Raw genomic sequence first — 18,345 nt, forward strand, 5'->3', positions numbered from 1 at the left:
TGGGACCATGATCGAATGCCTGACGAAACCTCCGAGACGACGGCGGCTCCCAGCCTGCAGGCGCTGGGGATTTCACCGGCGGCCGAAGCCGTCTACCGAGCGCTGCTCTCCCGGAGCCAGGCGACCACCGACGACCTGGTCGAGGAGTTGCAACGCACGCCGGCCGAGGTGACCGGACTGCTGTCCGATCTGGAGGGTCTCGGGCTGGTCAATCGGATGCCAGGTCGTCCGCTCCGGATGCGTGCGGCCCGACCCGACGTCGCGCTCGAGGTGTTGGTCTCGCGTCGGCAGCAGGAACTGGCCCGCGTGCAACTGGCCTCCCGGCAGCTGCTGACCCTGATTCCACCCGCCGAACGGCACCGACCCGAGGACATCGTCGAGGTGGTGGTCGGTCCGTCGGCGATCGCCGCCCGGTTCGAGCAGTTACTGGACCGAACCCGGGACGAACTGCTGGTGCTGGACCGGCCGCCGTACGTGACCGACAGCGCTCGCGCCGAGTCGACGGTCAAGTCGCTGCTCCGCGACGAGGTCACCGTGCGGGGCATCTATGCGCCGGAGGCGATCGAGGAGCCCGGTGCTCTGCAGGCGGTCCAGGACGCGATCCGATCAGGCGAGCAGTCCCGGGTGCATCCCGCGATCGGCATGAAGCTGGCGATCAGCGACCGGGAGCTGGCGATCATGCCGGTCGGCGCCGACGAGGCGGTCGAGGCGGCGTTGTGCATCCGACCGTCGGTGTTGCTGGACGCACTGGCCCAGCTGTTCGACCTGCTCTGGCAGCTGGCCACGCCGATCGTCGTACCCGATTCCGACCACGAGCCGACCGACTCCGACCGCAGCGACCGGGAACTCGCGGCACTGCTGGGTTCCGGGGCCAAGGACGACGTGATCGCGCGGCATCTCGGCACCAGCCCGCGGACCCTCAGCCGCCGGATCTCCCAGCTGATGGACAACCTGCACGTCCGGACCAGGTTCCAGGCCGGCGCCCGAGCCGCCGGCCTGGGGTGGCTGTCACCGGACCCAGAAGGCCCGGATCGTGGTCTGGTCCAGTGACGACCCTTCGGCATCCTCGGCATGCAGCCGCAGGGACACCGGGCCGTTTCCGGCAGGCAGGGTGATCCGATAGCGGTCCGTGCCGGCGTGCAGCTTGCTGATCTTGACCGGTGCCCAGCTGTCGCCGTCGTCGTAGCTGGCATCCAGCTCCACGGTCGTGAACGGGGCGGCTGTCGAGCCGTCCTGATGCAGCAGGCCGAGTTCGAAGGAGCGCTTGCCGAGCCGGTTGCGGAGATCGGTGGCGACGTCGTAGTCGGTCAGGATCAGCGGTTCGGTCCGTACGGTGCCGTCGGTGCTGTCGGACTCGAAGGTCCAGCTGGTCTCGGTGTGGCTGGACAATTGGGCCCACGGCTGTGGATTGTCCGAGCGGAACGAGATGTTGATCTTCGAACTTCTGGCGGGTAACTGCGCGACCCCGCTGGGCAGGTGGGTCGTCTCGCCGATCAACTGGTCGTCGGCCTTGATCTGCAGCAGGGTGCTCATGCCGCTGTCGGTGCTGTAGGACTGACCTCTGTTGCCGTCCGCGTCGGCGAATCCGTTGATCACGATCCGCATCTGATCACCGGCGCGTTGGACCGGTACGTTCGGCGACGCCGTGATCGGCGCCGTACCGATCGGCTTGTCCACCCGCTGGTGCGGGCGGTACGCAACGCGTTGCGGATCGCTCAACAGCATCGGCAGGACGTCCTCGTGCGGGAACAGGGCGTTGTACGACGATTCCGGGGTGACAGCCGAGTAGCTCCAGGCGGTGTCCGGGTCGGGCAGCCGGTATTCGGTGCGGCTGCGTGGCCCGTCGCGGAACGGGAACACCGTGGAGATCGAGAAGGTGTCCTCGGGCTGGAACTGATACGACGCTTCGGAGAAGGTGGAGTCGATCGACGGTTGCCCATGGATCTCCCGCCGCTGAGTGGTGAGGTCACCGGGACCGTACCGGTAGTGCTGGTCCCGCGGGATCCGATCGTGCTCCTTGATCACCAGGTCGTACAGGTACGGGCTGGCGTCCTCACCGGAGACGGCGACCCGATCCAGGATCGACATCCGGGTCAAGGCTTTGCCCTCGGCGTGGTCGACCCGCAGCGTCGGGATACTGATCTTGACACCGGTGCCGTTCGGGTCGTCGTTGTCGCCCGGCCCGTCGTTGTAGATTACGATCATGGAGGCGCCGGCGCCCGCGGCGGCGTTGGACTGTTCGGCGACCGACAGATCATCGGAGCGTTCGGCGACCGCTATCGCTCCATGGAGCTGACGGCCGGCAAGATCGGTGGTGTCGGCCCGACCGACATCCACCACCCGACGCAGGGCCGCTCCGTCGAAGGTCGGCCAGTCGGAGGCGAAGTCGGAGAACCAGACCGGGTCGTAGTAGGCGGGATGCAACGTCTTCGGCCGCAGGCCGACCGTCCGCATCGTGATGTCCGGTGCCTCGAGCCGGAGCCGGGTGAGGGTGTCCAGCTCTCCGACCGTCACCGGTGCGCTCGGCTGCAGGTAGAAGGTCTCATCGATCAGCGACGAGGGCCGGTAGTCGAGGGCGAGCTGTTGTCCGTCGGCGGCGGTTCGCCGGTAGCCGAGTTGCATCGCACCTCCGGGATTGATCTTGGTGCGGTGCCCAGGAGTGTCGACGGTGATCGGCTTCGCGGTCCGTGCATCGAAGGTGAAGCTGTCGTCACCGGTGATCTTGGTCTCCGGGTCGCCGACCAGCGCAACACTCTGGGCGGTCCGGGAGTCGGCCAGCGGAGCGGTCCCAGCGGGATTGGTCTGCACGAACGCCATGATCGAGTACGTCCCCGCGGGCAGCAGCACACAGTCGCTGACCGCCCAGTTGGCGGCGGTGCAGTCGTGGCTGAGGCCCTCGGTGAGTTGGCGACTGGCCTGGACCTCGCCGCCGGTGACGTCGAAGATGCTGACATGGGCACCGGCCTGTCGGCCGTCCCGACCGATTGCCTTCAGGTGCAGCTCGACCGGCTCCGCGGCACGGGTGATCATGGTCTCCGGATGTCCGCTGAGCACCGTCGGTGCGGCGTCGGTGTCGGTGGCCTGGACCGTTGTCGATCCCGCACTGCTGGACAGCAACAGGCCCGGGTCGCTGCCGTCGGCCCGGGGGAGCGGAAGGACCGTGGTCCGTCCGTCGGAGGTGCTGGTGGAGATGCTGTCGCCGGCGCCGAGGGAGATGGCGGTGGTCGTCGGCCCATCGGCACGGAAGCCGAGCTGTGCGTCGTTGGGTCGAGCTGTCGCTGGGACGGTGCCGGCGGTGATCATCAGGATCAACGAGCCGGCGATCGCTGCAGCCGATCGCGGCCGGCGGATAGGGCGGGTGGGCGGGGAGGCAGGCATGGGAAACTCCGTGGTTCGGCCGGTTCGGGCGGGGGAGAGAGGTGGGGAACGGGAGAGATGATGTCGCCGGCCGCGCGACGTCAGGTGCTTTCCTACTGCATCGACCGGGACCAGCGACAGGGCGTTCGGTGGCGCGTTTCGGCATTGGCGGCTGTCCGCCATCGTCGACCCCGGGCCCGGCGCGATGCGGGTGCTCGGTTCAGGTCCAGTTGGCGACCAGGTAGAAGACCCCGAACGGTGCATCAGCGAAGTTGATCTTGGTCTGATAGTCGGACCCGCCGGCGGACCGTGCGAGCTGCTGCCAGACGGGCCCGCCGGTGGCCATCACCTCCGTCGCCAGCTGCCGGTCCAGAGCCGCCAAGGTCGCGGGGTCGCCGGACCGCCAGGCCCGGACCAGCTGACGATCGAAATCGTCGGCCCGCGGATGCACCGCTGCCGGGCCGCCCGGATGGGCGAGTGCGCTGCCGTCGGCGATGCCGATGATCAGGTCGGCGTCGTCATCGGCTCGGTCCGAGCCGGCGACCGTCCGCAAGATCAACTCCGGCGCTGCTTGCGGTTCCGAGCGGTGGCCGACGAGACGGCGACCGACGGCGAGCGGCAGTGGAAGCGACGGCTCGGATCCGGCGGCGCCGGTGAGCCGGCCGATCGGGTCGGGAAGGTCGGAGGACCAGTCCGCGGTCTCGTCGCCGGCGGCGAGGACGATCACGCGGCGGATGCTGTCGTCCAGCACCTCATCGACCGCGCGGAGGCAGACGGCACGGAGGGCGGCAGCAGGATCGGTCCGGCCGCCGACCCGTGGCAGCAGGATCGGCGCGCCTGGCAGATTGAGCAGTCTCATACCAATCCCCGTACGGTGCGTGCCGGGTCGCGATCACCGCGGGCCGCGGCGACGAAGTCGACGACCTGGCGGACCTCGGCAACCTGATGCACGCGATGGATCGTCGCACCCTGCCAGGCGCAGACGGCGGTCGCCGCGAGTGTCGCCGGGACCCGTTCGGAGACCGGCAGGTCGAGCGTCTCACCGAGGAAGTCCTTGTTGGACACCGACACCAGCACCGGCCAGCCGGTGTCGACCAGTTCGGCCAGCCGACGGGTGATCTCCAACGAGTGCCAGGTGTTCTTCCCGAAATCGTGCGCCGGATCGATGATGATGGACTCGGTCGCCACCCCGGTCCGCCGCGCGGTCTCGGCCAGTCCGGTGATCGCGGTGATCGCGTCGGCGACCACATCGTCATACTCCACCCGGAAGGGCCCGGTCCGCGGTGCCAGCCCGCCGGTGTGCGCACAGACGAGGGCGGCGTCATAGCGGGCTGCGACCTCGATGATTCCTCGATCGTGGGCACCCCAGACATCGTTGATCAGATCAGCGCCGGCCTCCAGCGCCAACGCCGCAACCGTCGAACGCCAGGTGTCGATGCTGATCACGATCCGCGGATGGCGATCCCGGACGGCCGCGATGAAGTCGACCGTCCGCCGGATCTCCTCCGCCTCGTCGATCGTCTCGCCCGGTCCGGCCTTCACCCCGCCGATGTCCAGGATGTCGGCACCCTGAGCGATCACCTCGTCGACCCGGGCGGAGGCCCGCCCCGGGTCCCAGGTCGCACCGTGATCATAGAAGGAGTCCGCGGTCCGGTTGACGATCGCCATCACGAGTTGGCTGCCGGCCGGGAAGGACTTGTCGCGAAACCGGAGCACGCCGTCGGTGGGCAGCGCCCGGCTGCCCTGATCTGGTGGTCCATCCGTCGGAGTGTGATGATCTTCGCCGCGGTGCACCGGACGAGTGTCGCAGGTGGCCGGATGTGCTGCGCCGCGAGGGCCACCCGCCGGTCGGGTACCTGCGGCGGAAGCCCGTTGGCCGAAGGCGGTCGGCGACTCCGGCGAATCACCTGACCGGAAGGGCGCAGACCCTTGCCGTAATTATGTAAAACTGGTTAGCATATTCTCCGATGTCGCATGATCTTCATCGGCAGGCCAATACGGCCGCCGTTCTGCGGGCGCTGTCCGGCCAGGGGGCCGCCAGCGTTTCCGAGCTGCGCGCGTTGACCGGATTGTCCCGGCCGACCCTGGACGCGATCGTCGGCAGCCTGCTCGCCGACGGGCTGGTCCTGGCGGAGGAACCGGATCGGGTCGGCCGCACGGGTGCCGGCCGACCGGCGCGCAGCTATCTGATCAACGCCGATGCCGGCTTCCTCGCCGGGGTGGATGTCGGACGACACAAGATCCTGGTCAGCATCGCCGACCTGACCGGCGCCGTCCGGGTCGAGCGGCGGGCCGAGGTGCCGGCGGAGATCGCCGGGCCTGACCTGTTGTCGCTGTTGCGCCGGACGGTGACCGAGGCGGCGGCAGCCGTCCCGATCCCGGTCGGGCAGTTGCGGGCGATCGCTGTCGGCGTGCCCGGTGTCGTCGACAGCACCGGCCGGATCACCCGTTCGGTGGTGGTGCCGCAGTGGAGTGGCTTCGACGTTGCGGGTGCGATCCGGGACTGGGTCGACGTGCCGATCGCGATCGGCAACGACGCCAACCTGGCGGCACTGGCCGAACAATGGCTCGGAGCGGCTCGGATGTGTCGGGACGTGATCTACATCCTGGCCGGTCGCCGGACCCGGGCGGCGATCATGATCAACCGCAGTGTGCTGACCGGACGGCACGGCGAGGCCGGTGAGGTCGGCTCGGTCCCGGAACTGTTCTTCGACACCCCGCAGGTGCTGCTCGGGGAGCAGACCGCCGACAGCACCAGGGTCGCCGAGGTCTTCGCCGCCGCGCGCGCCGGAGATCAGGACGGCGTCGAACGGGTGCGACGCTTCTGCGCCGAGCTGGCCCGCACCCTCCGCTTCCTGATCACCGTGCTGGACCCCGAGTTGGTGGTGATCGGTGGCGGGCTGTCGGCCGCCGGTGAGCAGATCATCGCCGGAGTTCATGATCATCTCGAGCCGGCGCAGCGCCGTACCCCGGTGGTCGCTTCAACGCTCGGTGACACCGCCGTCGCGCTCGGCGGCGTCCGACAGGCCCAACTGATGGCCGCCGAGAACGACCCGCTGTTCGGGTCGATCATCTCGGTGCCGACAACCGCATCTGCGGTACCCGAAGACCAGTACGACACCACGAATCGGCAAGTTGAGGAGAGACCGTGACCCAGAACCTTCCGCCCGCGGCGCAGCCGCTGCGGGTCGGCATGATCGGTGCCGGCGGCATCGCGCACGCGCACCTGCCGGCCTGGCTCGAGCACGGAGCGGAGGTGATCATCTACTCCCTCGAGGGCGCCTCGGAGATCGCCGCCGAGATCGGCGGCACACCGGTCGATTCGTTGGACGAGTTGCTCGGCCGGGTCGACATCGTCGACGTCTGCACCCCGACGCCGTTCCACCGCGAATACATCGAGGCGGCGGCCGCAGCCGGCAAACACGTCGTCAGCGAGAAGCCGCTGGGCCGTACCTCCGCCGATGCCCGGGCAGCCATCGACGCCTGTGCGGCAGCCGGTGTCCAGCTGTATCCCGGGCATGTGGTCCGGTTCTTCAGCGAGTACGAAACGATGCATCGCGAGGTCGCGGCCGGCACGGTGGGCACGATCGCGGTCCAGCGTTTCACCCGCACCGGCTCGCGGCCGGTGAAGGCGTGGTACGCCGACGAGGAACAGTCCGGCGGCATCATCCTGGATCAGATGATCCATGATCTTGACTTCGCCCGCTGGAACGCCGGCGAGGTGCGGACCGCTTTCGCTCGGCAGACCGCGACCGGCGACGGTCTGGATGCGGTGATCAGCGCACAGGTCGTGCTGACCCACGTCGACGGTGCGATCTCCTACGTCGGCGGCACCTGGGCGCGTCAGGGCACCGCGTTCCGGACCACTTTCGAGGTCGCCGGTACCGGCGGCCTGCTGACCCACGACTCCACCCAGTACAAGCCGGTCGTCATCGACGGCGGGGCACGCAGTGAGGAAGGGACCGGACTGTTGCCCGCTGTGCACGGGGTCAGCCCGTTCAGCACCGAGATCGGTGAGTTCGCCCGGGCCTTCGCCGGCGGGCCGGCGCCCCGGGTGGCTGCCGAGGACGGCCTTGCCGCCATCCTGATCGCCGAGGCCGCGATCGACTCGCTGCGGACCGGGCAACCGGTCGCGGTCGGCGACCCCAACATCACAGGTGCCACCCGGACAGGAGTCTCCGCATGACCACACCGCTGAAGATCGCCGTACTCTCCTTCGCGCATCTGCACGCGATGTCCTACCTGCAGGCGCTGTCGGCACGATCCGACATCGAGCTGGTGGCCACCGATCCCGATCATGCGACCCGGCCGGAGGGGGAGAGCGGCGGGCCGGAACTTGCCCAGCAGATGGGGGTCACCTACGTCGACGACTACGACGCGGTCTGGGACTGGGGTCCGGACGCGGTGATCATCTGCTCGGAGAACTCCCGGCACCGGCCGTTGGTCGAAGCGGCCGCGGCGCACGGCGCCCATGCGCTGTGTGAGAAGCCGCTGGCGACCTCGGTGGCCGATGCCGAGGCGATGGTCGCGGCCTGCGAACGGGCCGGGGTCAACCTGATGATCGCGCACCCGGTGCGATTCTCCACTGCCTTCGCCGACCTGAAGGCCGCCTACGACGCCGGCGTGGTCGGAACGGTCAGATCCGTGCTCGGCACCAACAACGGCCAGCTGCCGATCGGGGTCCGGAAGTGGTTCGCCGACAAGGAGTTGGCCGGTGGCGGTTCGATCACCGACCACACCGTGCACGTCGCCGACCTGCTGGACAGCCTGTTCGACGGCGAGGAGGTGGAGACCGTCTACGCCACCAGCAACAAGATCCTGCATGCCGACGAGGTCGAGGTGGAGACCAGCGGTCTGGTGTCCATCGGCTATCGCAATGGCGTGGTCGCCACCATCGACTGCAGCTGGTCCAAGCCGGACTCCTACCCGACCTGGGGCGGGCTGACCCTGCAGCTGATCGGCTCGGACGGGATCGCCGACATGGACGCGTTCAACGCTCGGGTCGGCGGTCAGTCGGAGAAGACCAGGAACGGCGTCTGGTTCCCGTACGGGGTCAGTGCCGACCAGGCGTTGATCAACGAATTCCTGGACTCGATCGCGGAGCAGCGGGCGCCGCATCCCGACGGCCGTTCCGGCCTGCGCACCGTACGGATCGTGCAGGCCGCCTACGAGTCGGTCCGGACCGGGAAGACCGTCAACCTCTGATACCGGCAGCGATCCCGGCGGGTGGGACGGTACTTGCCCGCCGGGGTCGCGACCCTGAGAGGATGATCTCCATGAAGATCGGTGTGATCGGTACAGGACAATTTGCTCGCAGCTTCATCTCGTTGTGGCAGCTGCATCCCGACGTCGAGGAGGTGTATGCCTGTGACGTCGTGCCGGAGAGGGCCAAGGAGCACGCGGAGAAGTACAACCTCGCCGGGACGTTCGACACCTTCGAGGACGCGCTGGAGTCCGACATCGACTCGGTCGCGATCCTGACCCAGCGGTGGACCCATGGTCCGTTGGTGTTGCAGGCGCTGGAGGCCGGCAAGAACGTGTACTCGGCCGTGCCGATGGCGATCAGCGCCGAGGAGATCGGCGCCATCGTGAAGAAGGTCGAGGAGACCGGCCTGATCTACATGATGGGCGAGACCAGCTACTACAACCCGGCCGTGGTCTGGGCCCGGGGCAAGATCGCCGAGGGCGAGCTCGGCCGGGTGTTCTACTCCGAGGGCGATTACGTCCACGACATGGACAACGGGTTCTACGCCGCCTATCAGTACAGCGGCGGTGACGACTGGAAGAAGACCGCCAGCTACCCGCCGATGCTGTACCCGACCCACGCCGTCGGCGGCGTGCTCGGAGCGGTGCCGTCGTACGCGACCAGCGTCAGTTGCATCGGCATCAAGGACGACCGCGGCGACGGGGTGTTCGACAAGGACGTTTCCTTGTGGGGCAACGAATTCTCCAACATGACCGCACTGTTCGAGCTGGCTGACGGCGGCACCATGCGGACCAACGAGTTCCGCCGGGTCGGCTACTGGAACGGGCACGAGTCGCGGTTCCGGTTCTACGGGACCGAGGCCGTGATGGAGCAGTCCGGCCACGGAGCGACGTACAGCGTCAAGACCGAGGGTGAGAACTACGCCAAGGGCAAGACCCTCGACATCAGCGAGGAGTTCGTCACCCGCAGTAAGCAGCTTCCGGAGGGCTTCGGCGACGTCGACCCGGCGCTGATGCAGAGCTTCGCCTCCGGTAACGCGAGGGTGCAGGACCGCAGCCGGTTGCCGAAGGAGTTCGAGGGTGCACACAACGGGCACGAGGGATCGCACCACTTCCTGGCCGACGACTTCGCCCGTGCGGTGACCACCAAGACGCAGCCGCCGGTCAACGCCTGGAAGGCCGCTCGCTTCACCCTGCCGGGCGTCGCGGCGTACGAGTCGGCGCAACAGGGTGGCGCCCGGATCGCCGTCCCTGACTTCGGCGACGGGCCGGACAACCCGAACTGGTGATCTCGAGCCGGCCGCGGTCTGCTTTGCCGAGCGCAGACAGACCCGGCCGGCCGTTATCGTGTCCGGGTGATCAACATCGCCCGGTTTCTTCCGCTGATCACCGTCGTGGCGTGGCTGATCACCCTGGCGCTGCCCGTCCTGGACAGCGGCAACGGCCACGGGCCGAGGATCGTGGTCACCAGCCTCGGTGGTGATCCGTTCGACCTGGCTGGGATCGAACTGCCGTTCGTGCTCGCCTGGATCGGCATCCTTGGCTGCGCGGTGACGGTGTGGCTGCTGCGCTCGCTCACCTGGTGGTCGGTTGTGGCGGTGCTCGTCACCATCGCGCTGGTGGCACTCGGGGCCCAGCTGATCACCGATCCGCCGACCCTGATCTGGGGCGGAGTCGACGATCAGGGCCGCCCGACCGGGGGCATGGAACGTGGTGAGCCGGTGGCCGGCGCGCTCGTCTGGCTGCTGGGTATTGCGGCGCTCGCGACCGCAGCCGTCTGCGGATTCCTCGGCAGCCGCCGCGTCCGGCGCGTTCAGCGGCTGTCGAATGCCGGGTAGAGCGGCGCCGGGGGATCGGTCGCATCCGGCCAACGTCGGACCATCGCCGCGGCCAGTCGAGTCAGCCACTCGGTCAGCTCCGGCAGCGTACGGGATCGCTCGGCCAGCCGGGCGAAGGTCGCGACCTGTTGGACGACCTGACCACGTCGGCGCCAACTCTCCAGCGGCTGCTGACCGGACGCCGCGATCAGCCGGAGCCTGCGGACCCGCCCGATCAGGGTGATCGCCGCGCCGTCGGTGAGCATGCCGGTGTCGTCGGCCAGCATCCGGTCCGTGCCGGCAGCCGCCAAGGTCCGGCGATAGCTGTCCTCGACCTCGTCGACCAGTGGTCCGGGCAGCAGACCCCACGGGTGACTGTGATGGGGGAACGGGTAGATCAGGAACGCAGCGTCGATCCCCGGATGGCCGAATCGGCAGCCCTCGAAGTCGACCAGCCGGGCGCCGTCGGCGGTGATCAGGACGTTGGTCGGATTGGGATCGACATGGATCAGAGTGCCGGGCTGCGGATCCGCGGCGCGGGCGAACAGGGCGAGCGCTTCGGCACGCGCCGGCTCGGCGGCCGGCAGATCAAGATCACGACAGGCGGCTTCGAGCTGCTGCCAGTGCTCGCCGGTGTGCACGTAGCCGGCATCGGAATCGGTATCGGCGGCAAAGCCCTGCAGCGTCCGGCGGTGCTCGTCCTCCCGATCGATGGTCGTGGCGTGCAGCCGACCGAGAGCTTCGCCGGTCGCGATCATGCCCGCGGCGGCGGCGTCGGGATCGCTGCCCAGCAAGAGCTCCTGCAAGGTGGGCCAGGTCCCGACATCGGTCTGGATCGCCAGCCCGGCACGATCGTCGAAATGCAGCAGCCGCGGTGTGACGCCGCTGTCGGCCGCGGTCAGCAGCCCGGCAGCCTCGCGACGAAGGAACGGCGGACCGCCGTGCCCGGCACCGTCGGTGCGACGGGTCTTGATCATCACGCTGTCACCGACTCCGGCCAGGTCCTGGTCGAGACGGAGCCGCGTCACCGGCGCGTGATCGTGACCGACGTGCTGCTGGTCGATGACGGCGATCGGGCGGCCGGCGATTCGGGACAGGGCGGCAATGATCAGATCACGACCGTCATCGGTGAGCGGGTGAACGGGCACCGTCGGCACGTTACCGCCGATCGGGCATGATGCCCTGATGAGTCGTGCTCCGTTCCCACTGCTCGATCAACTGCCGGCGCAGCTGCATGGCATCATTCTCGATTTCCACTGGGACGCCGACCGGCTGCACGCGCTCGCGTTGCCGACCAGCGTCGTCCCGATCGCCGATCTGGATTGGCACCTCGCCCTGCCGTTCTGGGCCGTGGACGGGGAGCCGTTCCGGGTCAGTCCGGCGGAGGTGGCCACCGACCCGGTGACTCATCGGCAGCAGTGGGAACGGACCCAGGCTGCCGATCTCGGGTTTGCGCTGGACGGCTATCGGCGCTCCGACGGTCGGTTGGTGATCTTGGACGGCATCCACCGACTGCTGAAGGCGAGCGTCACCGGTCGATCGTCGATCTCCGTCCGGGTGCTGCCGGACCATCTCTTCGACGCGATCGCCGTCACCGACGGGCTCGGCTGACCAATCCGACGATCGCCCCGAGGTTGTCCTCGACCGTGGCCGCGGCGTCCAACCTCAGGTCCGGCTCGCGGGGCAGTTCGCGGCAGCCCTGGGAGAACGTCGCAGCGAGATGAGCGCGGCGGTCGGCGACGGCGGTGCCCCAACGGCGGTCACGAGCGGTCAACCGCTCGGTCTGGGTCACGCTGTCGAGCTCGAGCATGATCAACAGATCGCAGCGCGGATGCGGCCGCATCCCGTCCAGCACCAGCACGGGTGCCTCGGCCACCGGGAGACCCCCGTACGGAGCTCGCCACCGGAAGCTCTCGAAATCGCAGTCCGGTGTGCTGCGTTCCTCGCCGGAACAGGTCAGGACCCGATCGACGGCATCCCAGTCGTAGCCGAAAGCTGCGGACAGATACTCCGCGACCGATACCTCGTCGCCGCGCGGCACGAAGAAGAAGTCCACCGGCACCCGGGCGAACAGGTCGGGCCGGGACTCTTCCAGCCGTTTGGCCAACGTCGACTTGCCGGCGCCCGACGGGCCCATCACGCAGACGATCATCCCAGCAGGTCCCACAGATTGCCCCACGGATCACCGAAGACCGCGACTCGTCCGTAGGACTCCGATCGCGGTGGGCGGACGATCTCGCAGCCCGCTGAGCTTATCCGCGCCAACGACGCGTCGAAATCCGAGACCCGCAGGAACAGACCGACGCGACCGGCGAACTGTCGGCCCATCGCCGCGCTCTGACTGTTGCCGTCGGCGCGAGCCAACACCAGCCCGGTGCCACCGTCGGCAGGTCGGACCACCACCCAGCGTTTGCTGCGCCCGTCGGTCGTCAGCGCCGGCTCATCGGCGACGACCTCGAAGTCGAGGACCTCGGTGCAGAATTCGATGGCGCGGTCGTAGTCGTCGACGATCAGGCTGACCAGTTCGAGGGGCACGGCAGCAGTGTAGAAGCCGGGCCTCGGCGATACCTACCGCTATGATGTGCGTCGGTGATGGACCCCGCCGGGGCCGCGACGGACGGCCCGAACCGCAATGTCGCTGATGGCTCCTGACCGGATACCTGTTGGACGCTGCCGCGCGGACGGCAGTGGTCGGCTGCGCCGTCAGAGGAGTTGATCATGGAATCCCGCACCATCCCACCGCATCTGCGCCCGAGCTATCTGGTGATCGTCGGAGCCGGCGGAGCATTCGGAGCTGCTGCCCGGTACGTCATCACCGAGTCGGCCGCACCGGTGCTGTCTGCGCCGTCGGCGACCTTCCTCATCAATCTGGGCGGTGCATTGTTGCTCGGTGTGCTGTTGGAGGCGTGGGCCTGCCGTGGTCCGGATGTCGGCCCGCGGCGGATGCTGCGGTTGTTGCTGGGCACCGGCGTGCTCGGCGGGTTCACCACCTACAGCACCCTCGCCCTCGACGCTGCTGCCTTTCTTCGTGCGGGACAGCCACTGCTCATGATCGGCTATGCGCTGGGTAGCGTGCTGCTCGGCGTGGTCGCCGCTGCTGTCGGCATCGTGATCGCGGGCCGGTTGCACCGCCGGACAGGCCGGCGCCCATGATCATCAGCACGCTGCTGGTAGCTCTCGCCGGCGGCTTCGGCGCGATCACCCGATTCGTGCTGGACGGGCTGATCCGGCACCGGACGACGGGTGCTTTCCCGGCCGGGACCATGATCATCAATCTGAGTGGATCGCTGCTGCTCGGACTTCTCGCGGGTCTCGTCGGCAGCGGACTGTCGCCGCACCTGCAGACGGTGTTGGGGAGCGGTTTCCTCGGTGGCTACACGACCTTCAGCTCGGCGTCGGTGGAGACCGTACGGTTACTCCAGGAGCGGCGCTTCCGGTCCGCGGTCGGGTACGGTCTCGGAACGGTCGTGCTGGCGACAATCCTTGCCCTGGTGGGATTCCTGCTCGGTGGTGTGCTCGGCTGAACCGGCGGATCAGCCGGGGCGGCCGACCCGCAGCGTGACCGCGGCTGTGCGTTCCTCGTCGGTGTCCAAGGTCACCGTGCTGGAGGAGATCCGGCGGGCGTCGTGCAGACCGTGGGCGGGCCAACTGCTGCTCGGAGTCAGCGTCAGGAAGTAGCCGCGACCGAACCAGGGATGATCATCGGTCTCGCCGGCTTCCAGTTCGTACCAGCAGTGCGGCAACTGCTCGACGTCCCATTCCAGGGTGACCGCACACCGGGCCGTCGGGTTGCTGACGGTCGCCGTCCCCTCGGCCAGGTCGGTCAGGTAGGCGACCCGATTCTCCGAGCCCGGCTCCGGCAGGAATCGCAAGTTGATCATGGACGACGAGCCCGGGGTCCGTGGCCACGGGTTGACGTCGTCGTAGTCGACGTCGTACAGGTGAGTGGCATCGGGATGGACCAGCCCGGCCGGTGCTTCCACCTCGGTGTCCGGACCGACCAACGGGGTGCCGAGCTGGATCCGGTTGCCCCACATCACCTCGCGTTCCCCGAGCCCGACATTGCGCACGGTCTCGGTGACCGTGACCGCCGGGCCGTCGACGGTGATGATCTTGGTGAGCTCGAACGGGCTGCGTCGAAGCCGAGTGCGTAGTCGTAGCGTCCCGGCGGGGGAGTCCGGGGTCTGCTCGATGTCGAAATGGGCGATCCGGGCCTCACCGTCGAATCCCTGCTCGGCGCCGTTCACGGTCGCGGTATCACCACCGTTGGGGAACAGTGTCTGCCAGCCACCCGGATCGAGGTCGTGGCGCAGCACCTCCGCCGTCCCACCCAGCGTGATCGACCCGTGCGGAGGCAGTCCCCACGGGCTCTGGTGCAGCAGCTCCAGGTCGTCCTCGAGTCGCCGGATCGAGCAGATCGTCCCGCCGAAACCGGGCACCACCTCGACCGCGAGGCTGTCCGAGGTCAGCCTGACCGCCTGCCATCCACGGCGGGACACCAACTGCTGCTCCGTCATCGATCGTCCTCCACTTCGTGCGCCCTCACCGGGGCGTGGCCCGTGCAGAGCCTACGCAATCGGCCGCGTCAGGCGTGATGCACCCGGACCGATTCGGTGATCCGGGCCAGCGGGATCAGGCCGATCAGGCAGATCGCGGCCAGGAAGACGTACTGGGCGGTGAAGCCGAAGTGATCGATGATGAAGCCGGAGACCGGTGTCGCGAGCAGTCCGGACAGCGCGAACGCGATGCCGATCATGATGCCCATGGCCGAGCCGGCGTACTTGGGCAGCGAGTCGATCAGCAGCGCATAGGTGACCGGGAACGGCGCGTTGCGGAACAATCCCCAGAAGATCAGCACGATCCATCCGCTCGTTGCGCCGGTGATGAAGATCATCGCCAGCAGCGACAGCACCCAGCCGATGATCAGGAACCGCATCGCGAACTTGCGGCCGGACCGGTCCGACCAGGTGCCCCAGACGACCTGACCGATCCAGCCGGTCAGGCCGGAGGCGCCGGCGATCAGTGCGGCCTGGGACTGGCTGACGCCGTGCCCGACGAGCTGGGTCGTCAGGAAGGTGGTCGAGCCCGCCTCGCACCACAGGAACAGGAACATCAGGACCACCGACATCAGCACGTTCCGGTTGGTCAGTGCTGCCTTGATCGGCTCCATGCTGGTCCGGGTGCTGGTGGTCAGCTCGGGCAGCGGCCGGGTCAGCTTGTGCAGGTCGATCCACTCATAGACCCGTTCCTGGTTACGCCGGGTGCCGACGAAGATCTGTCCGATGATGATCGGGATTCCGAGCAGCGGGATGATCAGGAACGCCTCCCGCCAGCCAGCGGCATCCAACACCACCGCGATCAACGCACCGGTCAGGAACTGGCCGAGCGGGAAGCCGGTGTGGTGCACGCCGACGGCGAATCCGCGGTGCTCCTTGGGCCACCATTCGCTGACCAGGGCGACATTGACCGTCTCCGATCCGCCCCGGCTGATCCCCATCGGGATCCGCAACAGGAAGAAGGCGATGAAGCTGCCGGCGAAGCCGAAGGTGAGGGCACCGCCGATGATGCCGATCAACATGGCGATGTTCCAGGTCCAGCTGCGGCGGTAGCCGGTCCCGATCCGGTCCGACAGCAGGCCGAAGGCGACCGCGCCGACCAAGGTGCCGCCGAAGAATACCGAGTTGATCCAGCCGGCCTGGGCGTTGTTCAGCGAGAAGTCGTCCTTGATCGCCGGCAACACGGCGGGAAGGATCCCGGCGTCGACCGAGGTCATCAGGATCGCCAGGGTGGTGATCACCAGGGTCGCCCAGCTCAGACCGTGACCGCGCGGAATGATCGATCGGGAGCCGGGGTTCAGACCGGCCTGCAGCGGACCCTGCTGCTGCTCGGACACGCGAGGTTCCTGCTCGGTCATCGAGTACGCCTCTCCGTCGAGATCCATCGGTCGACTATCGGACGTGACTATTCCCTACGGTGATACGAGTCGGCAACTGCCGATGGGCGGTCAGGAGATGCGCAGCGCGGTGACCGACTCCAGCCTCGCATTGCTCATCAGCAGGGTGACCTCACCGCGAGGCATGTCGAAGGCGATCCCGCCGTCGACGGTCTCACCCGCTCGCAGATAGCCGTTGCCCAGCAGCGGCGGGCGGGCTCCGACCTCGGTCGACTGGTAGAGGTCACTCCTGGAGTCGAAGGTCTGGAAGTACTGCGGTCCGAAGCTGAGCCGGCCGTCGGTGGCCTCGATCTTCACCTCGAGCTGCAGATAGGCCCCGTTGGCGGCACCCTGACCGGTCCAGCGATGGGACAGCAGGCTCAACCGGCCGCTGCCTTCGCTGGAGGTGAAACCGATCGATGTCGAGGTGTCCTGCGGCGCCGCGCTGGTGGTCGGAGTCGGCGGGACGTTGCCGGTCTCGCGCTGGACAGCGGGATCGGGACGCAGGCTGGCGACCAGCACGATGACGGCGACCAGGGCGATCACCCCGATGGTGATGACCAACGGGAGCCGGCTGTTCGGCGGGCGTTCGGGTTGTGGCCCGCCGGGCTGCCGACCGTTCCCGTACGGCGCGCCGGGACCGACGAACGGCCGGCCGGGGCCGGGCTGCTGCGAACCGTCGGCCGACGGTCGCACGAACTCGGGGCCGCGGCGGGTCGGTCCGAGCTCAGGCGGTTGGGAACTCATCAGCTCCAAAATACAACCCCGCGGAGTCGTCCGACGCCGTGCCGTCGTCGGGCGACCCGAGTTATCCACAACCCGGACGATGCGGCGCACCATCTCCGAGCATTGTCCACAGGCTTGGCCAGCTCTGTCCTTTTTCGGGTAGATCACCATATGACGACTTCACCGATGCCCACCGCACCACCGCCGCCCGATCCGGGGAACTCCGGAGCGGAGCCGCGCCGGCTGAAGGCCGAGGATCCCGACGACCTGCTGGCAGTGCTGCCGTTCCTGCTCGGCTACCAACCGAGCGAATCGTTGGTGATGGCCGCCGTCTGCGACAAGGTGATCGCGGTCTGCGTCCGGGTGGACCTGGCGGAGGACCCGGACCTCGTCTCGGACCGGCTGGCCGAGATCGCGACGAACAATCACGCCAGTGGGGTGCTGTTGGTCGCCTACAGCGACGAGGCTGCACGGGCGGATCGGTTGCTGTTGCCGATGATCGACCGGCTGCAGACGGTCGGCGTGATCGACGCGATCTACACCGACGGACAGCGACGATGGTCGCGGATCTGCAACGCCGACTGCTGCCCACCCGAAGGCATTCCCTATCGGTTGGACACCAACCGACTGGCTGCCGAGGCCGTCTTCCAGGGGATGAGTCGGCAGACCGATCGTGCGGCGATCGCCGAGCTCGTCCAGGGGCCGCCGGCCGAGCGCCGGCCGGAGCTCTCGGCCCTGACCGAGCAGGTGATCGAGGACGTGTTCGCCCGTTCCCAGGACGAGCGGCGACGTGAGATCGCCGGCTGGGTGTCGGCTCACGTACGTCGCCGACTGGAGGGGTTGGCGGTGCAGCCGACCGAGCGTGAGCTGGTCCGGTTGGCCTGCCTGATCGTCGATGTCCCGGTCCGGGACGAGGCGTGGGCGCTGATGCGCCGGCAGGACGCCTGGGTCCACGTCGAGCTGTGGCAGCAGGTGGTGTCGCATGCCGTCTCCCCGCTGGACGTGCCCGCGTTGGGGATGCTGGGGATGGCCGCCTGGATCTCCGGGCAGGGCACCCTGCAGGTCTGCTGCATCGAGCGTGCTCGTCAGCTCGACACCAACTACAGCCTGATCGACATTCTGGACGACATCAACGACCGGGCACTCCCGCCGACCTTCTGGGAGTCGATCCGCAGCGGCGTGGCGGGGGCGATCGACGACGACGTGATCGGCGCCGGGACGGGGACCGATGCCCGGCCGACGGCGATCGGTCCGCATCGTCGGACCGGACGTCGGCCCAAGCGGGGTGCAGCCTGAGCTGACCGGATC

At 68.3% G+C, this 18,345-nt stretch carries 19 protein-coding genes; 10 read left to right on the plus strand and 9 right to left on the minus strand.

Translation table 11 applies throughout. The features are described 5' to 3' along the window. Positions 1-15: 15 nt before the first annotated feature. Positions 16-1,050: a helix-turn-helix domain-containing protein gene (locus BLU38_RS22810; protein ID WP_091527685.1), complete on the plus strand. Its 1,035-nt coding sequence runs from the start codon at positions 16-18 to the stop codon at positions 1,048-1,050. Here BLU38_RS22810 and BLU38_RS22815 read toward each other — a convergent pair. From BLU38_RS22815 to folP, 3 genes are all read right to left on the minus strand, one after another. Next, positions 1,009-3,378, minus strand: a complete 2,370-nt coding sequence (locus BLU38_RS22815) for a PA domain-containing protein (RefSeq protein WP_157683631.1) — start codon at positions 3,376-3,378, stop codon at positions 1,009-1,011. The two genes, BLU38_RS22810 and BLU38_RS22815, sit on opposite strands and share 42 nt — an antisense overlap. A 199-nt stretch (positions 3,379-3,577) precedes the next feature. After that, the gene (locus BLU38_RS22820; RefSeq protein WP_091527691.1) at positions 3,578-4,216 is read right to left on the minus strand and encodes a class III extradiol ring-cleavage dioxygenase family protein; all 639 of its coding nucleotides are present in this window, start codon (positions 4,214-4,216) and stop codon (positions 3,578-3,580) included. Continuing rightward, positions 4,213-5,151, minus strand: a complete 939-nt coding sequence (gene folP, locus BLU38_RS22825) for a dihydropteroate synthase (RefSeq protein ID WP_231919994.1) — start codon at positions 5,149-5,151, stop codon at positions 4,213-4,215. Before folP ends, BLU38_RS22820 begins: the two co-directional genes overlap by 4 nt. Before the next feature lie 173 nt (positions 5,152-5,324). Between folP and BLU38_RS22830 the strand changes: the two genes are divergently transcribed. The 5 genes from BLU38_RS22830 (at position 5,325) to BLU38_RS22850 (ending at position 10,400) form a co-directional block, all read left to right on the plus strand. After that, entirely contained in the window at positions 5,325-6,509 is a 1,185-nt protein-coding gene (locus BLU38_RS22830; protein ID WP_091527697.1) for an ROK family transcriptional regulator, read from the plus strand. Next, positions 6,506-7,543 carry a Gfo/Idh/MocA family protein gene (locus tag BLU38_RS22835; RefSeq protein ID WP_231919995.1) on the plus strand — a complete coding sequence of 346 codons (1,038 nt, stop codon included), beginning with the start codon at positions 6,506-6,508 and terminating at the stop codon, positions 7,541-7,543. Before BLU38_RS22830 ends, BLU38_RS22835 begins: the two co-directional genes overlap by 4 nt. Next, the gene (locus tag BLU38_RS22840; RefSeq protein WP_091527700.1) at positions 7,540-8,562 is read left to right on the plus strand and encodes a Gfo/Idh/MocA family protein; all 1,023 of its coding nucleotides are present in this window, start codon (positions 7,540-7,542) and stop codon (positions 8,560-8,562) included. The genes BLU38_RS22835 and BLU38_RS22840 overlap by 4 nt, the downstream gene beginning before the upstream one ends. 71 nt (positions 8,563-8,633) lie before the next feature. After that, on the plus strand, positions 8,634-9,851 hold the full coding sequence (locus BLU38_RS22845; protein WP_091532986.1) for a Gfo/Idh/MocA family protein: 1,218 nt from the start codon (positions 8,634-8,636) through the stop codon (positions 9,849-9,851). 66 nt (positions 9,852-9,917) lie between these two features. Continuing rightward, entirely contained in the window at positions 9,918-10,400 is a 483-nt protein-coding gene (locus BLU38_RS22850) for a hypothetical protein (protein ID WP_091527702.1), read from the plus strand. Here BLU38_RS22850 and BLU38_RS22855 read toward each other — a convergent pair. Further along, a complete protein-coding gene (locus BLU38_RS22855; RefSeq protein WP_157683632.1) occupies positions 10,376-11,527 on the minus strand; it encodes a phosphotransferase in 1,152 nt (383 codons plus the stop codon). The genes BLU38_RS22850 and BLU38_RS22855 overlap by 25 nt on opposite strands. 37 nt (positions 11,528-11,564) lie before the next feature. Here BLU38_RS22855 and BLU38_RS22860 point away from each other — a divergent pair, with 37 nt between their 5' ends. Further along, positions 11,565-11,990 carry a hypothetical protein gene (locus BLU38_RS22860; protein WP_091527707.1) on the plus strand — a complete coding sequence of 142 codons (426 nt, stop codon included), beginning with the start codon at positions 11,565-11,567 and terminating at the stop codon, positions 11,988-11,990. Here the strand turns inward: BLU38_RS22860 and BLU38_RS22865 are convergent. Together BLU38_RS22865 and BLU38_RS22870 are read right to left on the minus strand one after the other, a co-directional pair. Beyond that, on the minus strand, positions 11,971-12,519 hold the full coding sequence (locus tag BLU38_RS22865; protein ID WP_157683633.1) for a nucleoside/nucleotide kinase family protein: 549 nt from the start codon (positions 12,517-12,519) through the stop codon (positions 11,971-11,973). The two genes, BLU38_RS22860 and BLU38_RS22865, sit on opposite strands and share 20 nt — an antisense overlap. A gap of 8 nt (positions 12,520-12,527) precedes the next feature. Next, the gene (locus tag BLU38_RS22870; RefSeq protein WP_091527713.1) at positions 12,528-12,914 is read right to left on the minus strand and encodes a VOC family protein; all 387 of its coding nucleotides are present in this window, start codon (positions 12,912-12,914) and stop codon (positions 12,528-12,530) included. 183 nt (positions 12,915-13,097) lie between these two features. On the opposite strand from BLU38_RS22870, the gene BLU38_RS22875 reads away from it, so the two are divergent. Together BLU38_RS22875 and crcB are read left to right on the plus strand one after the other, a co-directional pair. Next, positions 13,098-13,532: a fluoride efflux transporter FluC gene (locus BLU38_RS22875; RefSeq protein WP_091527716.1), complete on the plus strand. Its 435-nt coding sequence runs from the start codon at positions 13,098-13,100 to the stop codon at positions 13,530-13,532. Continuing rightward, complete coding sequence (gene crcB, locus BLU38_RS22880) at positions 13,529-13,903, plus strand: fluoride efflux transporter CrcB (protein ID WP_172836202.1); 375 nt, start codon at positions 13,529-13,531, stop codon at positions 13,901-13,903. The genes BLU38_RS22875 and crcB overlap by 4 nt, the downstream gene beginning before the upstream one ends. 9 nt (positions 13,904-13,912) lie before the next feature. Here crcB and BLU38_RS22885 read toward each other — a convergent pair whose 3' ends face one another. The 3 genes from BLU38_RS22885 to BLU38_RS22895 all read right to left on the minus strand — a co-directional run bounded on the left by BLU38_RS22885 (position 13,913) and on the right by BLU38_RS22895 (position 17,058). After that, complete coding sequence (locus BLU38_RS22885; protein ID WP_091527718.1) at positions 13,913-14,896, minus strand: DUF4432 family protein; 984 nt, start codon at positions 14,894-14,896, stop codon at positions 13,913-13,915. Positions 14,897-14,964: 68 nt separating this feature from the next. Then, the gene (locus tag BLU38_RS22890; protein ID WP_091527721.1) at positions 14,965-16,320 is read right to left on the minus strand and encodes an MFS transporter; all 1,356 of its coding nucleotides are present in this window, start codon (positions 16,318-16,320) and stop codon (positions 14,965-14,967) included. A 63-nt stretch (positions 16,321-16,383) separates the two neighbouring features. Further along, positions 16,384-17,058: a DUF4352 domain-containing protein gene (locus tag BLU38_RS22895; RefSeq protein ID WP_157683634.1), complete on the minus strand. Its 675-nt coding sequence runs from the start codon at positions 17,056-17,058 to the stop codon at positions 16,384-16,386. 165 nt (positions 17,059-17,223) lie between these two features. Here BLU38_RS22895 and BLU38_RS22900 point away from each other — a divergent pair, with 165 nt between their 5' ends. Further along, complete coding sequence (locus BLU38_RS22900; protein ID WP_172836203.1) at positions 17,224-18,333, plus strand: DUF4192 domain-containing protein; 1,110 nt, start codon at positions 17,224-17,226, stop codon at positions 18,331-18,333. Positions 18,334-18,345: the final 12 nt, after the last annotated feature.

The sequence above is a fragment of the Microlunatus soli genome (assembly GCF_900105385.1).
Lineage (GTDB): Bacteria > Actinomycetota > Actinomycetes > Propionibacteriales > Propionibacteriaceae > Microlunatus > Microlunatus soli.